Annotated in this window: 21 protein-coding genes and 1 riboswitch; of the genes, 1 reads left to right on the top strand and 20 read right to left on the bottom strand. The window is 32.3% G+C overall.

All coding sequences use genetic code 11. The annotated features are described in order from the left end of the window. Positions 1-192 precede the first annotated feature (192 nt). From ACS127_RS08600 to ACS127_RS08505, 20 genes are all read right to left on the bottom strand, one after another. Positions 193-783: a hypothetical protein gene (locus tag ACS127_RS08600; RefSeq protein ID WP_440898008.1), complete on the bottom strand. Its 591-nt coding sequence runs from the start codon at positions 781-783 to the stop codon at positions 193-195. A 180-nt stretch (positions 784-963) separates the two neighbouring features. Beyond that, positions 964-2,130, bottom strand: coding sequence for a nucleotide sugar dehydrogenase (locus tag ACS127_RS08595; protein WP_440898007.1), 1,167 nt, complete (start codon positions 2,128-2,130; stop codon positions 964-966). A gap of 541 nt (positions 2,131-2,671) precedes the next feature. Beyond that, positions 2,672-2,887, bottom strand: a complete 216-nt coding sequence (locus tag ACS127_RS08590; protein ID WP_440898006.1) for a hypothetical protein — start codon at positions 2,885-2,887, stop codon at positions 2,672-2,674. A 131-nt stretch (positions 2,888-3,018) separates the two neighbouring features. Further along, the gene (locus ACS127_RS08585) at positions 3,019-3,462 is read right to left on the bottom strand and encodes an adenylyltransferase/cytidyltransferase family protein (RefSeq protein WP_440898005.1); all 444 of its coding nucleotides are present in this window, start codon (positions 3,460-3,462) and stop codon (positions 3,019-3,021) included. Positions 3,463-3,498: 36 nt separating this feature from the next. After that, positions 3,499-3,939 (bottom strand): HIT family protein, encoded by a 441-nt coding sequence (locus tag ACS127_RS08580; protein WP_440898004.1) that lies wholly within the window; start codon positions 3,937-3,939, stop codon positions 3,499-3,501. Positions 3,940-4,255: 316 nt separating this feature from the next. Then, positions 4,256-5,785, bottom strand: a complete 1,530-nt coding sequence (gene murJ / locus ACS127_RS08575; protein ID WP_440898003.1) for a murein biosynthesis integral membrane protein MurJ — start codon at positions 5,783-5,785, stop codon at positions 4,256-4,258. A 35-nt stretch (positions 5,786-5,820) separates the two neighbouring features. Next, entirely contained in the window at positions 5,821-6,885 is a 1,065-nt protein-coding gene (locus tag ACS127_RS08570) for a polysaccharide pyruvyl transferase family protein (RefSeq protein ID WP_440898002.1), read from the bottom strand. A 33-nt stretch (positions 6,886-6,918) separates the two neighbouring features. Next, positions 6,919-8,046, bottom strand: coding sequence for an EpsG family protein (locus ACS127_RS08565; RefSeq protein WP_440898001.1), 1,128 nt, complete (start codon positions 8,044-8,046; stop codon positions 6,919-6,921). A gap of 43 nt (positions 8,047-8,089) precedes the next feature. After that, entirely contained in the window at positions 8,090-9,247 is a 1,158-nt protein-coding gene (locus ACS127_RS08560; protein WP_440898000.1) for a glycosyltransferase family 1 protein, read from the bottom strand. 30 nt (positions 9,248-9,277) lie between these two features. After that, positions 9,278-10,117 carry a LicD family protein gene (locus ACS127_RS08555; protein ID WP_440897999.1) on the bottom strand — a complete coding sequence of 280 codons (840 nt, stop codon included), beginning with the start codon at positions 10,115-10,117 and terminating at the stop codon, positions 9,278-9,280. Positions 10,118-10,802: 685 nt separating this feature from the next. Continuing rightward, positions 10,803-11,570 carry a glycosyltransferase family 2 protein gene (locus tag ACS127_RS08550; protein ID WP_440897998.1) on the bottom strand — a complete coding sequence of 256 codons (768 nt, stop codon included), beginning with the start codon at positions 11,568-11,570 and terminating at the stop codon, positions 10,803-10,805. Next, complete coding sequence (locus ACS127_RS08545; protein ID WP_440897997.1) at positions 11,567-12,418, bottom strand: NAD-dependent epimerase/dehydratase family protein; 852 nt, start codon at positions 12,416-12,418, stop codon at positions 11,567-11,569. The genes ACS127_RS08550 and ACS127_RS08545 overlap by 4 nt, the downstream gene beginning before the upstream one ends. Before the next feature lie 2 nt (positions 12,419-12,420). Then, the gene (locus ACS127_RS08540) at positions 12,421-13,050 is read right to left on the bottom strand and encodes a sugar transferase (protein WP_440897996.1); all 630 of its coding nucleotides are present in this window, start codon (positions 13,048-13,050) and stop codon (positions 12,421-12,423) included. A gap of 50 nt (positions 13,051-13,100) precedes the next feature. Next, positions 13,101-14,927 carry a polysaccharide biosynthesis protein gene (locus ACS127_RS08535; protein WP_440897995.1) on the bottom strand — a complete coding sequence of 609 codons (1,827 nt, stop codon included), beginning with the start codon at positions 14,925-14,927 and terminating at the stop codon, positions 13,101-13,103. Positions 14,928-14,997: 70 nt separating this feature from the next. Next, complete coding sequence (gene galU / locus ACS127_RS08530) at positions 14,998-15,882, bottom strand: UTP--glucose-1-phosphate uridylyltransferase GalU (RefSeq protein WP_440897994.1); 885 nt, start codon at positions 15,880-15,882, stop codon at positions 14,998-15,000. Positions 15,883-15,997: 115 nt separating this feature from the next. Continuing rightward, positions 15,998-16,765: a tyrosine-protein phosphatase gene (locus ACS127_RS08525; RefSeq protein ID WP_440897993.1), complete on the bottom strand. Its 768-nt coding sequence runs from the start codon at positions 16,763-16,765 to the stop codon at positions 15,998-16,000. 384 nt (positions 16,766-17,149) lie between these two features. Next, the gene (gene thiT / locus ACS127_RS08520; RefSeq protein ID WP_440897992.1) at positions 17,150-17,722 is read right to left on the bottom strand and encodes an energy-coupled thiamine transporter ThiT; all 573 of its coding nucleotides are present in this window, start codon (positions 17,720-17,722) and stop codon (positions 17,150-17,152) included. A gap of 226 nt (positions 17,723-17,948) precedes the next feature. After that, positions 17,949-18,058: riboswitch (TPP riboswitch) on the bottom strand. Positions 18,059-18,559: 501 nt separating this feature from the next. Next, positions 18,560-18,790 (bottom strand): hypothetical protein, encoded by a 231-nt coding sequence (locus ACS127_RS08515; protein WP_440897991.1) that lies wholly within the window; start codon positions 18,788-18,790, stop codon positions 18,560-18,562. 567 nt (positions 18,791-19,357) lie between these two features. Further along, positions 19,358-20,047 (bottom strand): CpsD/CapB family tyrosine-protein kinase, encoded by a 690-nt coding sequence (locus tag ACS127_RS08510; protein ID WP_440897990.1) that lies wholly within the window; start codon positions 20,045-20,047, stop codon positions 19,358-19,360. Continuing rightward, a complete protein-coding gene (locus ACS127_RS08505; RefSeq protein ID WP_440897989.1) occupies positions 20,022-20,789 on the bottom strand; it encodes a YveK family protein in 768 nt (255 codons plus the stop codon). Before ACS127_RS08505 ends, ACS127_RS08510 begins: the two co-directional genes overlap by 26 nt. A gap of 365 nt (positions 20,790-21,154) precedes the next feature. Here ACS127_RS08505 and ACS127_RS08500 point away from each other — a divergent pair, with 365 nt between their 5' ends. Next, entirely contained in the window at positions 21,155-21,880 is a 726-nt protein-coding gene (locus tag ACS127_RS08500) for an EAL domain-containing protein (RefSeq protein ID WP_440897988.1), read from the top strand. Positions 21,881-22,080 lie beyond the last annotated feature (200 nt).

The following is a 22,080-nucleotide window of genomic DNA, read 5'->3' as shown; positions in this document are numbered from 1 at the left end:
TAACTTAAAAATGAACTCCTTTCTCCTTGTGAATTTCTCTGCTTTTAGCTATCTCAGATTTAATTAAAAAACAGTTCACTTCCCAATTACGAAATACAATCACAGATTAAACACTAAAAAATGAATAATTATCCAATTGGCTAAAACAAAATTAATACAGGTTAAAATCAATTAAATATTGAATTAAATTAATTATAATTTAATATCATATTCATCTAAAGATACAAACAGTTGTTTGAAAAATTTTGAGATTAAATCTAAATATACAACATTAAATTCTTTCTCTAATGATTCAACCTCATAGATTTCTGGCAATCTATATTCTCTAAATTTTATATATGGTAAAGATTTAAACTTAGTATGCTGTTTAGCTTGAAATTCAATACCATCATTATGTACAAAGTAATTTCTTAAATCACTATATTTAATAAAAGTCTTCCTATCCATTTCAGACAATTTAATGTCGATATTTATAACCTTTTCAATATAAAATAGATATCTCTTTAATCCAGAATGTTTAATATCAGTTAATTTAATTTGCGAGTGATTTTGATTCTCTAAGCTTTTAGATATTCTTAGTAATTCAGACTCCATAAAAGAGTGAAGAGTAATAAAAAGTGATTTACGCAAAATAAAAGTATAATCTTGGTCTAAAGATTGATAATCATCCAGATACTTATATTCAAACATCTCATCTTTAGATTGAGAATCACTTATATTTTCAGATTCTTTTTCAAACCTTTCCAAAATAGTTTTTTTACGAGAATCAATACTTTCCTTCATTACATCGATATATAAACAGTAATCTTCTAATTGACAATCAAAAAGGAAACTATTCGAATTAAATAAAGTAAAGCTCATTTTACCACCTTTGTTGCATATTTTTTTTGAAACTGAATTGAAGTTAAATTTTCCACTAAAATAATACAAAAAGCACCCCATCAACAACAGGGTGCTCTCTATCTAATCCCTACTAAACAAATCCCTTGTATAAACCTTCTCTTCTACATCTTTAATCTCATCAGTCAAACGGTTCGCTACGACAACGTCAGAAATCGCTTTGAATTCATCAAGATCTTTCACGACTCGTGAGTTATAAAAATCTTCTTCCTCTAGTACCGGTTCGTAGACGACAACTTCAATGCCTTTTGCTTTAATGCGTTTCATGATCCCTTGGATGGCGGATTGTCTGAAGTTATCAGAGTCTGTTTTCATCGTTAGGCGGTAAATTCCGACAATCGTAGGGTTTTTGGCCAAAATACTATTGGCAATGTGGTCTTTACGGGTCCGGTTGGCATCAACAATCGCTTGGATAATATTATTTGGCACATCTTCATAATTAGCTAGTAATTGCTTGGTATCCTTTGGTAAGCAGTAACCGCCATAGCCGAAAGATGGATTATTGTAGTGGCTGCCAATCCGTGGATCAAGTCCAACCCCTTCAATAATCTGCTTCGTATTTAAACCACGTACCTCTGCATAAGTATCCAATTCATTGAAAAAGGCAACTCGAAGACCAAGATAAGTATTGGCAAATAACTTAATGGCTTCGGCTTCCGTCGAATCGGTAAATAGGACATCAATATCTTCCTTAAGTGCACCTTCAACAAGTAAATCTGCGAATTGACGGGCACGATCGGATTGCTCCCCAAGCACGATTCGAGATGGATAAAGATTATCATAAAGTGCTTTACCTTCACGTAAAAACTCCGGTGAGAAAACAATGTTTTCCGTTTTGAACTTAGCTCGTACTTCTAAAGTATAGCCAACAGGGACGGTTGATTTAATGATCATTGTCGCTCGAGGATTAAGTTCAAGCACATCCTTAATCACTTTTTCCACTGTACTTGTATCAAAATAATTCTTCTTCTCATCATAATTCGTTGGTGTGGAGATAACCACATATTCCGCCCCTTCATATGCCTCTTTAGGACTTGTCGTTGCGGTTAAATTCAAATCTTTTGTTGCTAAAAACTCTTCAATTTCAGCATCAACAATAGGTGATTTCTTGCTATTAATCAAATCTACTTTCTCTTGAATGATATCTAAGGCAAAAACTTGATGATTCTGAGCCAGTAATACTGCATTAGATAAACCAACATACCCTGTTCCAGCAACTGCAATTTTCATTATGTTTACCTTCCTAACTCTATGGATTTGTTTAAAGTACAAACTCAATGATTTATATTTTAGCTAAAATACATCTTTACTATTGTAACACTTCACAAAAGATAATTTCTTTAAAGAGATTACCTTGTTGGTAGATCATGATACTATTTTTAAACTTTATAGTATTCTTTATACCAATCAACGAACTTTTTCAAGCCCTGATCGATCGACGTCGTTGGTTTAAAGCCAGTGGTTTGCTGCAGATCATCAATATCAGCATAAGTCGCTTTGACATCGTTTAGTTGGCTATTTAGTAAAAATTTTTTCTAACCTCTACAACTAAATATAAATGCTAAATAGATCAAAACATAATTATAACCATAGAATATTTATCATTTAAATTCTATACCCCACTACCTCTTTCTATAAATGTATAAAAAATCTGTAGTACAGTAGTCTTTAACTTTTTTGAGAAGTCTGATATTTTTCTCACCATAATGAAATAAACATGTATACATAGTCGTATTCTTCATACGGAAAACAAAACTAACAATCCTTGCATTTACGAGACATAACATTGTGTTAACTTTTTTACTTTAATCTTATCATCACTCAATTCTTCCATTTTTTTAAAATACTTTTGATTTGATATTCTAGACTCACTCTTAACTATGGACATTCCATAAATGTTTACTAAAGCCGTTCCCGTAACTTTCTCTGTCCAATTGTTGAAGGTCATCTCTTCATCTTTGGTCTCTGCAATTTTTATATCTTTCACAATAGTCTCGAAACTATCATTGTTCTTAATTAACTATAATACCTCTTTAAAATTAAGTAAACCGCGTTCAAGCAGTTTGTCCACTCTTACGGAGATACTCCATATTCAGTTAAATGAATTATTTCTTTAAACTATCTTGCGGGTACTGAATCAACTTTCATTATCTTATCTAGCACATCTCTCAACTTCGTCGAAGAAGTACCTTGTGTATATGGGAAGTATACGATATCTACTCCTACTTTATCAAATTGTCGTTCGAACTCATTCCATTTATCCGTACCCTTCCAGTCACTACCTACAAACATGACATCATATTTATATTTCTCCCAAGCTGCCATTTTATCCATATTTTCTTGTGGTACCACTTGATCAACATATTTAATACTTTCCACAATTGCCATGCGCTCATCATGTGGTATGATTGCTTTCTTATTTTTATAAAATACTAATTTATCAGTCGTTACTCCGACAATTAAGTATTCACATTGTTCCTTTGCTCTTTTTAATATATTTAAATGTCCAATATGAAACATATCATAAACACCTGTTGTATAGCCTACTTTATATTTTTTCAAAATTTCTCCTCCTTCTGAACTTTAAAAATCACTAGTCTATAACACCAAGTTTTCTTTTATTATAGACTGAATTTCATACAATATTTCTATTTTTATTTCTTCCCCTGCTAAATTTGGTACTCCTGGCCAACCTGAGTCTTTCCAATATAATCCAATAAAGTCGATAGCTTTATCGTATCTTGGTATAATATGATAATGAACCTGCTTATCTACCATCATAAGCATGAGGTAATTCATAATATCATAATTAAAAGTTTTCTTAAGAGTTTTCTCAATTGCTTTAATGATGTTGTTTAAATCAGAAAACTCTTCTTGATTTAATTCACTAAAAGTTTGACATTCACGTTTTAATGATAGTATTCCAGCACCGGGTGTAGCCTGTACAGGTCTAAGTGACCAAACCCAATACTCAGTTTCATAAATCAATAAATCTTTAGTTTTGAATTTTTTTTTAAAATCTTCCATTACTTTACTCACAATCTTGACCTCCTATATCAAGTTTTTTTACTAATTTCAATTATATCATGGTAAAAATTATGTAATGCCGTTGAGAAGAATTTGTCATAATCACTAAATAAACTCCGAAGAAATTCATCACATTTTATATTAATTGGAAATTCATAATTCCCGAACTCTTCTTACATTATATTATAAAGTTCATTCTCATTCATCATATATTTCTTTCATCAAGACAGAGTCCATAAATATTTTAATAATGAAAAACATTAAGTTCATTTGTCTTGATCATTTTTGAAACTTGTACTATCTTCACTCTTAGAATCCCCTTATTTTATTATTTTTGTTGATTAATGCTTAATAGCTTATTTATAAATTTAATTTTCACCTTATTGACAATTTTTACTTTTAAAAATATCAATAATGAAAAATATAATAAAGCACCAAAGATAATTGAAATAAAAAGTGATACATTTGAACTTGTATATTGAATCAAAATAATGTTTAATCCATATACAACAAAACCCATAATAACTGATGCAATTAAAACTTTGAACAATATCATGTATGTATTGGTTAAATCTATAATCCCTATTTTTTTCTTTAAACTTTGATACATAAGGATCGCAGTTAATACTGAAGACAAACTTGTAGCTAGAGCAAGTCCACCTATCCCTAGGTATCTTGATAAAATTAGATTTAAAGTTATATTTACTATTACTCCAACTGAAGCATTAATTACAGGTGTTTTAGTGTCTTGTAAAGCATAGAATGGTCTAGATAATACTTCTCGAATACCTACACTTAGAAGCCCGAACGAATAATAAAACAAAACTTGAGACGTCATTGTTATAGCATTATCTCCAAAAGCACCTCTTCCATATAACAGTTCAATAATAGGCTTTGAAAATATCATAATTCCTATCATTGTAGGTACTAAAAAAAGAGATATAATCTCAATTGATTCAATGATTGATTTTTTCAATCCTGAAATATTGCCTTCAATAGCCATTTTAGATATCACTGGATACATAACTGAAGTTATTGATAACACAAAAACTCCATGAACAAAATTATTTAAATTGATTGAATAACTGAGTGCTGAAATTCCCCCAATAGCAACATTCGAAGCAATTGTCTTATCTATTATTTTATTTAAATCCTCAACAGCAACACCTACAAGTACTGGAAGCGCTAAGGGTATCATTTGTTTGATATTTTTATCTTTTATATCAAATATTGGTTGAAATCTCAACCCCTTCTTTACAACAAAAGGAATTAAAAAAATTAATTGGGCCAGCATAGATAAAATTAATCCTATAGATAGAATTCTAATATCCCAGAAACTACTAATAATGATAGAAGAAATTATTACTATATTCATGGGTAACGCTACTAATGCTGGAGCTGCAAAATTACCTTTTAATTGAAGATAACTTCTAAACAAATGTGTTACTCCCATAAACAAAAGTCCAATTAAACTATATCTAGTAAATTGGATAGCTAATTGTAAAGTCTCACCTTCAAATCCTGAAGCAAATACTCTCACAAGTTGCTCTGTGAACATATAACAAAAAAATATTAAAGCACAACTGAATACACCAAGGATATTAATCAAATTATTAGTATATGTATTTGCTTTATTTTTATCAAACTCAAAAGCAATTTTATTATACATAGGGATATATCCTGTAGAAATTGCATTACCAACAAAAGTAAATATAACTGTAGGTATAATTAATGCAATTAAATAAGCATCACTAACACTTGTTGCACCGTAGAAATATGATAACGTAATTTCCCTACTAAGCCCTATAACTTTTGAAATAACTGTTAATATTATTATTAGTAAAACGGTTTTTTTCACATAGCACCTCGATCAATTTAAAAATAATGTATTCCTTAATACCTGATATTTCCCAATAAACTTTCTAATGTTTTATCAATTTCAATATTTACATCATCTATATTAAATTTTTTATCTAACCACTCATCTTTAAAAGCTTCAATTTTTGAAGAAATTACATAAGGAACTATTTCACATTTATAATTTAAACCTAATAACATTCCATGCATTCTTCCTGAAATTAATACTTTAGTATCTTTTAATAAATTAGAAAAATCACTTAATCTATCTGTATTTTTTATTGAAAATTTAATATTTGATTTTCTCTTTAGATATTCACTAAATTCATATGTTGTTCTTTTATCTCCAATAGTTGTATAGCCTAAAACTATTTCAAGATTATTTTCCATATTTTGTTCAATTAATTTTTCCCAATAATTAAAATACTCATAAATTGTTTTAAATTTAGTTTCAAAATTATCTTTTAAAGCATTATAATCATAGATCATTATCAATAATTTATTCTTCTTATTAATATCTACGTCCTGTGGAAAAAATCTTGAGTAAGCAAATACTACATCAGGTATGTAATTAGAAGATACATTAAATTCCTCATTCAATATTTTTTGTGAAACTTTATCCCTAACGTATATTTCATCTATGTTTGGAAGAACCTTTCTATATAGTTTTTTTTCAATAATAGAATATGTTGTATCTACCCCTATACCCGCAAGTATAATTGGACAAGACATTTTTTTAATAATTCCAACCCAAGTTAACAAAGTAAAAACAAATACGTTTTTGGTTTTTATTAATTGACCTCCACCAATAACTACTAAATCATAGTTTTTATTTTTAATCATAGAAAACTCACGATTTATTTTCTTCCTATACTTAAAAAACCAAATTAAAAAGTCAGGTGTAAAATGCTTAATAGTTGAATGTAAACTACGTTTTTTGCGAAATTCCATTTCATCAATAAATTGTTCATTAGTCTGTGCGAACCCAGCAAAATCTACTGTACAGCGATGTTCCATCAGAAGTTCATGAAATACAATATTTATTGCCTTATCCCCTAGATTTTCTGTTTTCCCCTGATTAATTAGCAATATTTTTTTCATAATTTATCCTCCATCAATAATATTATTTGAATATCAGTTTATTTGCCAAAAAAATTCATATGGATAAACATGTTGCCACTCAGGCCGATATATAAGTATGATAATATTATAAGCAAAAGTAAGAACGGTGATCGAATATAATAATAGTAACTTTAGATTTTTATCTTGGATTTTTTGGATTACGTTTGGAATATATATAATAGTGAAAATAAAAAAGTATAGTCCTACCCTTTTAACAAGTGAGACATTAATTGCTATAAAAGTAAACAACAAAGCTAATGAAATAATATGCAATAAAATATTCTTTTCAGTAGCATATTTATTTTTAATCATAGTTTTCTTTGATTTTCTCTTTATTCTAACCTCATTATTATTAAAATTCTTTCTTAGGATATAACCAAAAACAAATATAGATAAAATAACAAAAAAGTCTACCATACTAGCCAATCTTGTATTTTCAAAATAACTGCTTGATATATATACTTGATATTTAGGAAAAAACCTCAAAATAAATATAATAAAATAATCAAAAAGTAAAAATAATAAACCACTAATAACCAAATATGTATTCATTACTTTTTTAGTATAATTAATTTTGGAAAGTGGATATACAATTAGAAAGACTAGTGCAGTTAAATGAAAAGTAGAAGCAACTATAACTAAAATAAAAAAGGGTATGAATTTTCTCTCTTTAACATATTTATAGCTAACTAATATTACTGCTAATGCTATAGACTGTCTTATACCACTAAGAGTAAAATAAAATATCCTTAGATTTAAAAAAAGTAAAACACTCAGCCATGTAATTTTTGAGTTTTTATATATAAATTTCATAAAAACGCCAATAATAATAGCACTTGTTACAGTAGTTAGAATCAGAGTATTAGAACTGATTGTATACAGAGCCCTATTTAAAATTCTATATCCAATCTCAATTGTGGAGTCTAAGTTAAACACACTATTCATGTTTCCAAATCTATAAAACATAAGAAAATAATCTTGTGTATCATTACCTATGTTTACCGACCTAAATGCAGAGATAAAAAATAAGACTAAAAAAACATTAATCATATATACCTTATTACCAAATCTAAATTTTGAATTATTAAAAAAAATACCCGATAAAAGAATTAAAATAATTACTAAAATATGTGTTAACATATGTGTGCTCCTGACTTAAATAGCAATAATATATTCTCATATTCTATGGACTTATGTCATTAGAACTTGTAGTAGTTTTTCCTTCTATATTTAAATAAAAATCCTCTAACCATTTTACTTGTTTTTTGATATCATAATTTTGTTTTTTTATTTTAAGTGCATATTCTGATCTTTTAATGTTATCTCGCTGAATTGAACAAATCTGATCTGCCCAAAAGCAAGGTTTTTTTTCGAGAGATAGATGACTAATCAAATCAGTTAAGTTCACATCTTTAGGTACACCATTAGATACAAAGCATGGTAATCCTACTGATTGCGCTTCAATTGCTACTATTCCTAATCCCTCAAATACTGAGGGTAATAGAAAAGCATCCATTGCTTGCATAATTTCATTGACATCATCCCTGATTCCTAAAAAAAGAATACTATCCACTAATCCAAGCGACCTCGCTTTATGATGAATTTCTTTAAATAATTTACCTTCTCCCACTAAAACCAAGACGCTGTTTTTTTGTCTGTTTTTTATTTCATAGAAAATGTCCAACAAATAACTATGGTTTTTTTCACTAGCAAATCTCCCTACATGTCCAATTACAAACTTATCTACTACATCTAATTCTGCTCTTTTTATTTTTCTTATTGATTCTTTAAAAGAGAAAAGATCTGTGTTAATAGCATTATTTAATATTTTCACTTGATTTTTTTTATACTTACTTTTTCCAAATAAAAATAACGCAGCTTGTTTACTACAAGCAAAATAGTAATTAGAAGTTTTCTTCAATGTAAGCAATAAAAAGTAATTTCTAATTTTGCTAGAAATTTTACTTGAAGACTGTGTACTATGACTATGTGCTATTCTGTATTTAACTCCAAATTTTTTCGCAATAGGAAAATAAATGAAATTAAATATAGGAACATGAGAGTGAATTATATCATACTGATGAATATCAAAAAATTCTTCAATACTCTTTTTATAATTAATGAAATTTTTTAAGCTAACTTTTTTAGGCGCTGGGATATAAAATATTTTTGCTCCTAAATCAATTAATTCATTTTTGTAACTCGTCTCCACTTCTGTTCCTATTACAAAGTCTATTTTTAATTTACTGGAATCTATGTTCCTATAAATATTCATTAAAAAAGACATTACTCCGCTACCTTTGCTAAGACTATTTACAATGAACAAAATTTTTTTATCCATGAATTTATTCACCTCTTAGTTCAACAAATTCTATAATTCACTAAACTTTTTTTCATAAAAGCTATAATCTTTTTTTGTATCTACAAATATAGCATGTACCGGATACATATCACGTGTTTTCTGATCAGGCATTTTCATATAGTCTGAACCAAACCTTACTTCAAGGTACTCCTCGACATTCTCCATTACTGGGAGTTCATATCCTGAAAACTCAACATACCTTTGTCTACCTAAGTATTCTATTTTGAAAGAAGTATTTTTGAATTTTGCACGACCAAAAAAATGACCTACATAGCCTGTATCCACACTATTTAAGCTTCTAACTATCCAAAGTAGCATTGATAATATTGGACCATTAACTAATCCTTTAGATACTAACATCGTTATTTTTTTAATTTTATTTTCTGTCAAATATCCTCTTAACGACAATGTTTTTGCAATAATTAGTTTTGCTGAAACGTATTGTAAATATCTATACGCCTTATTTTTGGTAGTGTTATTGAGACACATAATGTCTATGTAAAATCCTTTATGCATTTTACGCTCTTTCGTATCTTCTTCAATAAAAGTAGTCCCATTCATTCTAACCTTACTAAAAAATAATGGCCATTCATCTGTATTCTCTTTTTGGAGATAAAATCTTTCCGTGTCAAGATCTGTTTCGCAAGCATTTAAGAATTTAATATAATTTTCATAAGTCATAAATATGTCTAAGTCATCATCCCATGGTATAAACCCATTATGCCGAACAGCTCCTAATGCTGATCCCCCCATTAAATAATAAGTAATTCCATGTTTATTACAAAACTCATCAATATAGATAGCAATTTCTAGGATTTTATCTTGGACTTTCTTCATATTCGAAATCACTGTATCACCCCTATTTCATAAAAATTTTCCTTTCTTTATCAAAAAAATATATAATTAGCAACTTTCATATATTAACTTCCTTCAATAAATTCATATTCATCCTCTAAAACGGCAATATTCCAGACAATATGTCTACTCTCCAATAATTTTCTAACTACGACAATTACAATCATCTTTTTTTATTTTTATATTTAAAAACTCATCTTCAATGTCCAACAACTTGGATGAAATATATAGTTGTTACGATTTAGATTTACTTCTTGTTTTTAACTGCCTTAGTAGTTAAATCTAACAGATAACTAGTCCAGCTTTATGAAATTTATCTACAGTTGCACTTCTTGATCTCATCCATAATAGAGCAAAGACTATATTTATCTTACCATTATAATTAATGATTTTTCATTTTTACTATATAAATACCTTTTGCAGCTGGTATATTAAATGGTTTAATAATTACTTTTTTCTCTGATAGAATTAATAAATTCATCTAATGATATTTCAGAAACATATTGTTGTTAACATTATAAATATTCTCTATCTTGTTAACTCGTTTCATAGTTAAGAATTTATATCCTTCGATATCTTTAAATGGGTTCTAACTACTTGAATAGAAACTTAAATGCTCACTATATTTATTAGACTTCATTAAAATACCTCCGGTTTATATTCCGTATTATTAAAATTTTTATAAGAATATCCTTTTGTACTTCCTAACTGAAGCAAGTGTATGCCTAAGCATAAAATAAGCAGATCCGATAGGATTAATCCCAATAAATCTAAATACTCTATAAGTCATCTTCACTGTCTTCAACTTGTTTCCTGACTTTGAATTTTTAGAAATTCTATAAACCAATAAAGGTTCATTTAATCCATATGCCGTAACGCCTAATTTCAAAATTCTTAACCAGACTGCATAATCTTCATGCATATCATCTTTTTCCATTTTAATATTTTCAAAATACTTCTTTTTTACAAGTACAGATGAACAAGAGATTACATTATGTTTTCTAAGCTTCTTATATGTAACTCTTTCAGGAACTTCAAATATTCCCTTGAATGGTTCGCCCTCTTCATTAATATATGATGACCCAGTAAATAGGAATTCCGCCAAATATCTACCTGAAATCTCAAGCTGTTTTTCTAATTTAGATGGTTCCCACAAGTCATCACTATCTAAAAATGCTATCCAATCGCCAGTTGCTAAATCTATACCTTTGTTTCTCGTTGCAGAAACACCCATGTTTTTTTCATTCTGCAACGGTCTAACTCTGGAGTCTTTTTCTCCAAATTCATTGATTATCTGAAGTGTATTATCTTTGGAACCATCATCTAAAACTAACAATTCCCAATTCTGATAAGTTTGAGCAAGCACTGAGTTTATTGCTTCTACAATATATTTTTCACAATTATAAGCCGGCATTACTATGCTAACTAGCACCGCACTTTTACTCATTCTCTTGCCCCCTCTGTATTAAGTATCGATTCACTAAAATCACAAAATCTATAATCACTTTCAAACTTAGACATATTCATATCATAAACCAAATCCCCAAACACCTTATTAACCACACTAATATTCAGTAACTTTAATAAAGGATTAAAGATCTTAGTCAGTCTTAACTTCTTACCGTGTACTTCTGCAATAAGTCGAACCATCTCACTTGTATTTACATATTCAGCATTCTGTGGAAAGAACAATCCCTTACTACAGTTATCGATTAGCTGCTTTACAAAGTTTGATAAATTATCTATATAAATCATACTACGTTTATTATCAACGTTTGGAAAAATAGGTGTTTTTAATGCTAGTTTTGCTAACCTTGGGTAATTTCCTTTACAGTTCTTACCGTAAACCATTGGTGGTCTTAAGACTGCTACAACGAAAGTATCATCTACCAAAGTATTAATTAGTTCTTCTGCTTCAAGTTTTGACTTTCCATAAGCACTATTAGGTTTTAGTGGTGTGTTCTCATTTATAATACCTTTTTCAACTCCATAGACACTCATTGAACTCAAGAAAATAAATTGTTTCACTCCATCTGTTTTTGCTTTCTGTGCTGTTTCAAATGCTAGCTCTTTATTAATCTTATAATACAAGTCTTGGTTTTCAGTTGTTTCTTTTCTATGTGCAATCCCAGCCACATGAAAGACAACATCATAATTTGAAAAGTCCTTCTCTCTCCAAGCTTCATCTTGCATATCAATCGTATCTACTTGATACTCAGTAGGATGTTTGAGTAGCCATTTTTCAAGGGAGGTTCCTATGTAACTATTCTGACCGGTTATCAAAATTTGCTTCATTGTTAAATGGACTCCCTTGCTTTTTCTTCGTTATCTTCTGTAGTCCCTGTCCTACCCTCAACAACTCCGTCACTTTTGAAGACGCTGATTATTGTGCCGAAAAAGCACTTAACATCCATGATGAAGCCGATTTTTTTAACATATTCTCCATCGAGCTTTGCTTTCACTTCGATGGGAAGTTCGTCTCTACCATTGATTTGAGCCCAGCCGGTGAGGCCAACAGGAACATCATTTGCTCCATATTTGTCTCTTGCTTCAATTAAATCATATTGATTCCAGAGGGCTGGTCTTGGGCCGATAATGCTCATCTGACCTTTGACGATATTGATGATTTGTGGTAATTCATCCAAACTCGTCTTCCTCAGGAACTTGCCAACTCTAGTAATCCATTGATCTGGATTTTCGAGTAGGTGGGTTGGGGTATCCTTGGGTGTGTCTATGCGCATGGTGCGGAATTTTAGAATGTGAAAATGACTCTTGTGGATGCCTGTGCGTTTCTGTTTGAAAAGCACAGGTCCTCTCGAGTCAATTTTTATGGCGATAATAAGAATTAAAAATACAGGGGATAAAATAATAAGTCCGAATAATGATAAGATAATGTCAATGATTCTCTTGATTGTTATATAAGTCATAATAAGTGCGTCCTCCTGTATGTCGGTAAATGATTGCGAGAATTTCTTGCTTAAGAAATGTGAGATTTCATTCTTTGTTCGCCGTAAACAATGCGCATAAGTTCTTCTTTAACTTGCTTGTTGTTGTATTGCTCAAATTGTTCAATCAATTGAAATATGGGGTTAATATCAACTTGGTTTGTTTTGCCGATATAAATTTTCTCGAAAATTTCTTCTGGATGGATTTCGGCTTCGTTTAATAATTCTTCAAACATTTTCTCGCCGGGTCGGATGCCTGAGAATTTAATTTCAATTTCGTCAGTTGTATAGCCTGATAGTTTAATAAGGTTTTTGGCTAGGTCGACGATTTTAACAGGTTCACCCATATCAAGAACAAAAATTTCACCACCGCGCGCAAGCGTTCCCGCTTGAATGACAAGTCTCGAAGCTTCCGGGATAGTCATGAAATAACGGGTCATATCTGGATGGGTAACCGTAACAGGACCACCGTTTGCAATTTGTTCTTTAAACAGTGGAATGACTGAACCACGACTTCCTAGAACATTTCCGAATCTAACCGCAACGAATTTGGTTTCGCTTCGTGTGGCTAGATGTTGTATGATCATTTCTGAAATCCGTTTAGTTGCCCCCATCACATTCGTTGGGTTAACAGCTTTATCAGTAGATACAAACACGAAGGTATGAATATTGAATGTATCGGCAGCCTCGGCAACATTCTTTGTTCCAATCACGTTATTTTTAATCGCTTCGTGAGGATTATATTCCATTAAAGGAACGTGTTTATGGGCGGCTGCATGGTAAATAATCCACGGATTGTACGTATTGACAATGTCAAAGATTCGATCGCGGTCTTGAACATCACCAATGATTGGAATAATTTCTGTTTCTGTTTCACCATATACCTTTTTTAATTCAGCATCAATTTGATAGATACTGTATTCGCCATGTCCGACTAAAAGAATTTTCTTCGGACTAAAGCGCATGAGTTGGCGACAGATTTCCGAACCAATGGATCCGCCTGCTCCTGTGACCATGACTGTATTTCCTGTTATGTAGGTAGAAATCGCATTGATATCCAATTCTACTGATGGTCGGCCGAGCACGTCTTCAACATCAATATTACGTAAAGCTTTAACGGCAACTTTCCCCGTTGCAATGTCTTCAATTTTGGGTAAAATTTTTACCTTTGCAGTTGTTTCACTACAACGCGCAATAATTTCTTTTAATTCACCATTACGTAATGACGGAATTGCAATAATAATATGATCAATTCGCTCAGTTTCAACGATTTCTTGAATATCTTTTGTGGTCCCAACGACTGGCAAATTAAAGATTTCCATTTTCAATTTGTATAAATCATCATCGACAAAAGCAATCGGCCTTAAATCCGAGTCGCTTTGTCCACTTGTTAATTGTCTGGCAATCATCGCACCCGCTGAGCCTGCTCCAACTATGAGCGTTCGTTTTTGGTCTTTGTTCGGGCTAATATAATGATCACGATAAACCCGCCAAATAAAGCGTGAGCCGCCAATGAAGGTGACATATAAGAGCCAAGTCACAATAAGTGCTCGGCGATAAATTTGAAAACCATTAACCAAATACTGAATTAGACCCGTTGACACAACGGAAAGAGTGACTGCATAAATAATAGCTTTCAGTTCATTGATACTTGCATATGACCATACTTTATTATACAGTTTAAAAATCATTGCATATAAATGATGAAAACTGAGTAAAGCAATGACACTGACTACAATAGTCATATTTGACCAAGTTGCCATAGTCGGATAAACGACCCACGATGCGATCAATATGGCTGATGCAACAATCAAGGAATCAAGTAGCACAAGTAAGGTCAGCCGCTTTCGATAAGACATTGAATTTGCTCCTTTTCAAAAAAAATATTGATCATGATTGGGGTGGATCTGGTTGTCCACCCCAATTTAATTAGTCATTATTTTTAATGTTATCAACTAATTCGATCAGCATTTGTTTAACATCTGCACCAATTTCTTTGTTTTGCAGGGCAAATTCAATCGTCGTTTGGACAAAGCCAAGCTGTTCACCAACATCATAGCGATGTCCTTCAAAATCATAGGCATACACTTTTTGAATTTCATTTAACATTTGAATCGCATCGGTAAGCTGGATTTCTCCGCCTGCACCGATCTCTTGGCGTTCTAAGAATCTAAAGATCTCAGGTGTGAAAACATAACGCCCCATGATCGCTAGGTTTGAAGGTGCTGTTCCACGTGGTGGCTTTTCCACAAAATGATCGACTTGATAAAGTCTGCCATTCTTTTTACCTGGATCGACAATACCGTAACGTTCCGTATATTCTTCTGGTACCTGTTGTACACCTATAATTGAAGATTCTGTGTCTTCATATTGATTAATTAATTGTTTTAAACAAGGGATATCACTTTGGACAATATCATCACCTAAAAGAACGGCAAAAGGTTCGTCACCAATAAATTTACGTGCACACCAGACGGCATGTCCAAGGCCTTTGGGTTCTTTTTGTCGGATGTAGTGAATATCAGCTAGATTTGTTGATTGTTCAACCTTATGTAATAAATCAAGCTTGTTCTTTTCTCTTAAATTTTGCTCAAGTTCTGGAGCCAAATCAAAATGATCTTCAATCGCTCGCTTGCCTTTACCTGTTACAATAATGATATCCTCAATACCTGAGGCAACAGCTTCTTCGACAATATATTGAATGGTTGGTTTATCAACAATTGGCAACATTTCCTTCGGCATCGCTTTCGTCACCGGTAAAAAACGTGTCCCTAAGCCTGCTGCTGGAATGATTGCTTTTTTTACTTTTCCCATAACTACATGCGCTCCTTTTTACTTATTCTGTAATAATTAATCTGGTTGATCATTTGCCATTTTGTTCGATGGCATTGTGCTGAGTCCTCTTCTCGTCTAGAGAAGGAAGTATCTCTTAAAATAATCCAAGAAATTTCTTCCGCTTAATGCGTTGTGGTTCATCAACATAAATCATTTGATCATCAATTAATAATTGGGCATTTTCCATCAACATATATAAGGTTTGTTGCCCATATTTGTGCTTCACTTCATGAGTGGCTTCAAGCATCTGGAAATCTCTTGACTTCGTATTATGTGCATCTGAAGCGATAAAATGAGTTAAATTGGCTTCAATAAGCTCATGAGTAAACTTTTTAATTTTTGGACCAAATTTACCGACTAAACTAGCAGCGGTTATTTGGGTGAGTGCACCTTTTCGAACGAATTCATATAAACGTGTGGGGTGTTCGAGTAGAACGGTGTTTCGTTCTGGGTGAACAATAATTGGAATCAAGTTCTTCATCTGGATGTCGAATAGTAATTGCTCTGTGTAGTGGGGAACATGATTTGTCGGTAATTCAATAAAAATATAACGACTCACTCCATTTAGAGTCAGAATTTCGCCTTGTTCAATTCCTTCGATCAGATCACCATGGATTCGAATTTCTTGTCCGGGTAAAATCGTTAAGGGAATATTTTCTTGTTGAATTCTTTCATTTAATGTTGTGAGATCAGCGAGTACTGATTGCTTTGGATTATTGTATCTTCCATTTTTATGATGAGGCGTTGCGATAATTGTGTGAATACCTTGGGAGACAGCTGCTTTTGCCATCGCCATACTATCTTCCATATGTTTTGCGCCATCATCAACATGGGGCAAAATATGACAATGAATGTCAATCATATCGAAACAACCTCCTTTTAGGACACTTTTTGCAACATCCACAGTATACCAGTTTATTTCATTGTTTGAAACCATTTTTGTGACACTTTTCCATATTTTCCTCGACTGTAAATAAGTATTTAGCACTGATTAAAGTAAAGTATTTTTTATTCATATAGGTAAATAGGACTGGTAAAATAGTGATTATATCAATTTCCAATCTGTTTTAATCCTTATTTTTTTTGTCATCTGTTTAATTAATCTTTAAAACGGGAGAGAAGTCACAATTTATTCACTTTTACAACATTTTTCCTAGTACTGTTGAATGATTCTATATTATCAAAAAAATCCGTTCAATTTTAACTGAACGGATTTTTAAATGTGAGCAGGTCTCATTAGATTTATTTATTCGGTTACTGCAATAAGGTTAGGTCGTTTATTAAATAAGAAGCTTACTGCTGCAACGTTAATAATAAATGATGGAATCAAATATGAACTATTATAAACGAGTGAGTATACCCAAGTGTTCATACCATCAATCACAGAGTCAAAGAAAACAACCCCAGCGATAAAATGAGAAATGAACCTGAGTGTGATACCAAGCAGGACACCTAATGTAACCATACCAATAAAACGTTTCGTGTTGGCTTGCTTTAAAGCGGCTTGTGCTGCTGGTGCAAAAAGTCCTGCAAATCCTAATACAGTAAAAGGAACTGGATAATCAAGCAGCGCCTGAATGGGATGAGCAATCCAAGCTCCTGGCATAATAAGTTGAAGGAAGCCATAAAGAAAGCCACATAATAGCCCTCCCTTTAGTCCCCAACGATAAGCAACAATAAAAACTGGGATCATAGCAAATGAGATCGATCCGCCTTGTGCCCATATTTTAAATGATAAAAAAGGCACAATATCTAAAATAAGCGCGAGCGCTGTAAAAACTGCTACTTCAATTAAAAATAATGTACGTTTTGATTGCATTGAAAATTCCCCCTTGTGATGTGTGTTCAAAAAGAAGATTAAAAGACTAAGGCAGTCAAGTTGAACTAGCTTTATCTTGAAACCCATCTTGAATGATGATTTATCATTTTAAAGAGACTTTTTGAACATCTTTTGATATGGACAAATAATCAATAAAAAAAGCAATGCCAAGGGGATGCTTCCTGATGGAGGACCCGCTCACATTGCTTTGTTTACGCCAAAAACGCCATCAAAAAAGCCACCGTCCCTACGCTAGTACTAACTAACAGGTTCATAGGGTCAGAACAATTCGTGTTCTATCTCAGCCGACTTAAATCAGCTCCCCCTGTAGGCTTAATCTATATGCTCTTTTCATTTGAACCTATTATAAAGGATTTGAATGCAGGATGCAAGATTAACAATTGTCCTCTTTTCAAATGTGAATTTGATCGCTGACCTTTATAATAGAGTGCCTTCTCTCTTTCTGCCCCCTTCTTTCGTATTTAACCATTCGAAAACCATTATACCTATAGACTTAAACGTTCGTTCTGAATTGGGAAATTGCGATGGTTCTGAATGAGTTTACTAACGATAAAGTTCATTAGAATGGCATATGCTTGATAATTAAATTTGACATGTCGGCGTAGGTAAACTTAATTTTAGATGAAGCTAACGGTTAACTAAATGCTCGGGAGCTGTAAAACGAGTGCTTAACTTAATTTTGCACCAAATTTTCTTATCCAACAGTCAGACTATCATTTTAGGATTATTAAACAATTCTATATCAAAAAGTGACCCCTCATTCAGTGGAAGGCTTTTCGATACACATTTTTTTTGATGGGATGAGTAATCACAACCTCAACTCGTGTTTTTTGTCAACCAGCCAGTTACACTACGATAAAACAATACTTTAATCAATGGGATTTTACCGACGGTGATCTGTGATAAAAATAAGGGGTTGTTGCACAATAGGGTAAATTGTGCAACAACATTTTCACCCATATTAGAAAAGCGGAATAGAAGCACTCTATCCATCATTTCACCTTGAGTTTTGATTGTAATGAGTGATAGAAGGGCTCTATCCGTCATTTGAGCTTGAGTTTTTGATTGTAATGAGGAATAGAAGCACTCTATCCATCATTTGAGCTTGAGCTTTCGAATGTAATGAGGAATAGAAGCACTCTATCCATCATTTTACCTTGAGCTTTCGATTGTAATGAGGAATAGAAGCACTCTATCCATCATTTGAGCTTGAGTTTTCGATTATAATGAGGAATAGAAGCACTCTATCCATCATTTCACCTTGAGCTTTCGATTGTAATAAGTGATAGAAGGGCTCTATCCGTCATTTGAGCTTGAGTTTTCGATTGTAATGAGGAATAGAAGCACTCTATTCGTCATTTGAGCTTAAGTTTTCGATTGTAATGAGGAATAGAAGCGCTCTATCCATCATTTCGCCTTGAGCTTTTGATTGTAATGAGGAATAGAAGCACTCTATCCATCATTTGAGCTTGAGCTTTTGATTGTAATGAGGAATAGAAGCACTCTATCCATCATTTCAACTTGAAGCTTTGTTTGAAATGGAGGATAGAGTGGAGAAATGACTATAAAGAGAAATTGCAATAAAATGTATAGCATGCATTTTGCAACAGCTCCTTATTGTCCGTAATAATAATATTGGTCTTTTGTGGCTTCAACATCGTTAAGTACAACACCTAACAGCTTTGATTTGGCTGGCTCTAGATATTCCTTCGCTTTTAATGCTGAATCTTGATGGGTTTGTTTACTACGCACGATTAGTAATGAACCGTCAACGAAATTAGCGAGAATTTGAGCATCTGTTACGGCAAGTACAGGCGGTGTATCGAAAATAATTAAATTGTAAATCGCTTTTGCTTCCTCAATTAAATTGTACATTTTATTTGAGCCCAACAGTTCAGAAGGATTCGGCGGAATGGGACCAGATGATAAAATATCTAAATTAGGAATATCAGATTGAGTTAGTGCTTCTTCGAGTGTTGTTTCTCCAACAAGCACACTGCTTAAACCTCGGCGATTATCGACTCTAAATGTATAGTGTACAGTCGGTTTACGTAAATCAGCATCGATTAGCAAGACTTTCTTTTCCTGTTGAGCAAAGACAACGGATAGATTAGCCACCGTTGAAGATTTACCTTCGGCAGGCCCCGCTGATGTCACTAACATTGTATCTAAGTCTTCATCTACAGCGGTAAATTGTAAATTGGTTCGGATCGTACGAAATTGCTCAGAAATGGGTGAACGTGGATTTAATTTTGTAATCAATTGTCTTACAGATGGATTAACTGGTTTTTTTCGCTTTGCCATTGAACGCTCCCCTTTCTCTAACTGTTCGTGTCATCGATTGATTATGTGCGATCGTTAAATCGCGTTCACTAATTTTTGAAACGATACCGATCACTGGTAATTCAAGTGTTTTTTCAATATCTTCTTCTGTTTTAATGGTCGTGTCTAAGAATTCAAATAAAAAGGCAAGTCCAACACCGACCATTGCACCAAGAACAAAAGCAATCGCTACATTTAACATCAGATTTGGACTGACTGGTGACGGATCTTCTGGTAACTGGGCCGTGTTCAATATGTTAACATTATCAACATTCATTAAGTCATCGATTTGATTTTGAAATATTTCAACCGTCGTATTTGCAATTTCGACTGCCATTGCTGGACTTGGATCTGTAACTGATACCGTTACAACCTGTGAATTATTCTCATTTGAGACCGAGAGTTTTTCTCTTAAAGTCCCTGCTGTAATCGTCAAATTTAATTCGTCAATCACTTCATCTAAAATACGATTACTTCTAATGACATCACTATAAGTATTAATTAACTCAATATTAGTTTGAATGTCATTTAATTCAACTGTTGATTCTGTTTGGTTATGATTCTGATTAACCAAAAATTGTGAATCCGCCTGATAGATGGGTGTAATAAAGAAATATGTAAAAAGCCCACTAATGAGAGCAGCACCCAATGTCAACACTATAATCAGACCCAACCTCTTTTTTATCGTTTGGGCTATCTCTTTGAGTGTTATCGTTTCCTCCATAACATATGATCCTCCAATAAATTTGTTTAGCAAAACTTAGCTTCCCCAGAGTCCTTGTGGTGAAAGCTTTAGTTTCACTCATCCTATTATCGACAAAATTACTTACTTTTTGAAAGTGAAAATTATCCAAGTAAACTAAACAGATTATAACATAAAAGATATTATAGCACAGGACGCTGTCGAATTGGATCATAATATGAAGGACAATAATTAAGTCAATCGACTCATTTTGATGAGGACTTTTATCCTGTTCTTGTTTAGAACAGGATACATTATGTTCTTATTTTCTGATTTTATTGGATTTTTTGCCGATTTTGGTATAATTAAATTTATATGTGTATTCAATCTTAGTTGGGGGCTCTATTATGTTGATTGATCATTTTATCGAAAAAAGGCAATTTTATCATTTTTTTCAGCCTATCTATCATTTACATAGTAACCAGTGTATTGGTTTTGAAGCTCTCTTAAGATCCATTGATTTTCCCAATCCTGAGCTTGCTTTCGAGGCAGCTAAACGAGCTGGACGATTATATGAGCTTGATACTGCCTCAATAGAAAAGGCGATTACAACTTTTCAGCAAGCTAATATGGGGCGAGAAGATACTTTATTATTTATTAATGTACTCCCTTCCACTTTAATTAATAATTGTTTTCCTGAATTTATCCATCACTTACTGAATATCAGTCAATTAAATCCTGATCAGATTGTGCTAGAAATCTCTGAATCCGAGCAAATGGATCGCCTGTTGGATTCCTTTCATGTTGTTGATCAGCTTGTTCAACATGGCTTTCGCTTTGCTTTAGATGACGTCGGTAAAGGTTATTCTAATTTTGATGTTATGATTGCTTTTCCGTTTGATTTCATTAAGCTAGATCGCCTTTTTAGTGCACAACTCAATCAATCTATTAAAAAGAAGGCTTTAATTCAGCTCTTCCGAGATTATTGTGCTAGTCAGCAAATTAGTTTGATTTTAGAAGGATTAGAAACACGCCAAGAGTATTTGCTAGCTTGTCAGCTTGGTGTTCAATATGCCCAAGGTTTTTTTCTCGGTCGACCAGCAGCGATCGAAGAATTTCGTTCCTTACTTTGATAACTTCATTTGATTTAACAAACTGTTCTGATCAGCTGTCTTCTTAATAAAGATAAATTTATATCATATGATCGTTGGTGACCTCCTCTCCTACTTCATATCAGTCTAAATAATCGTTTGTGAAATGATTTCACCTTATGAGTAAAAAGGAGGATTTTTCTAATAGAAGAAAATTTTTTGAAAATTCGCTTTAATTCAGT

Source organism: Amphibacillus sp. Q70, assembly GCF_052055485.1.
Taxonomy (GTDB): Bacteria; Bacillota; Bacilli; order Bacillales; family Amphibacillaceae; genus Amphibacillus.
The sequence above is the reverse complement of the archived record's forward strand: the minus strand, read 5'-3'. Positions and strand labels throughout refer to the sequence as shown.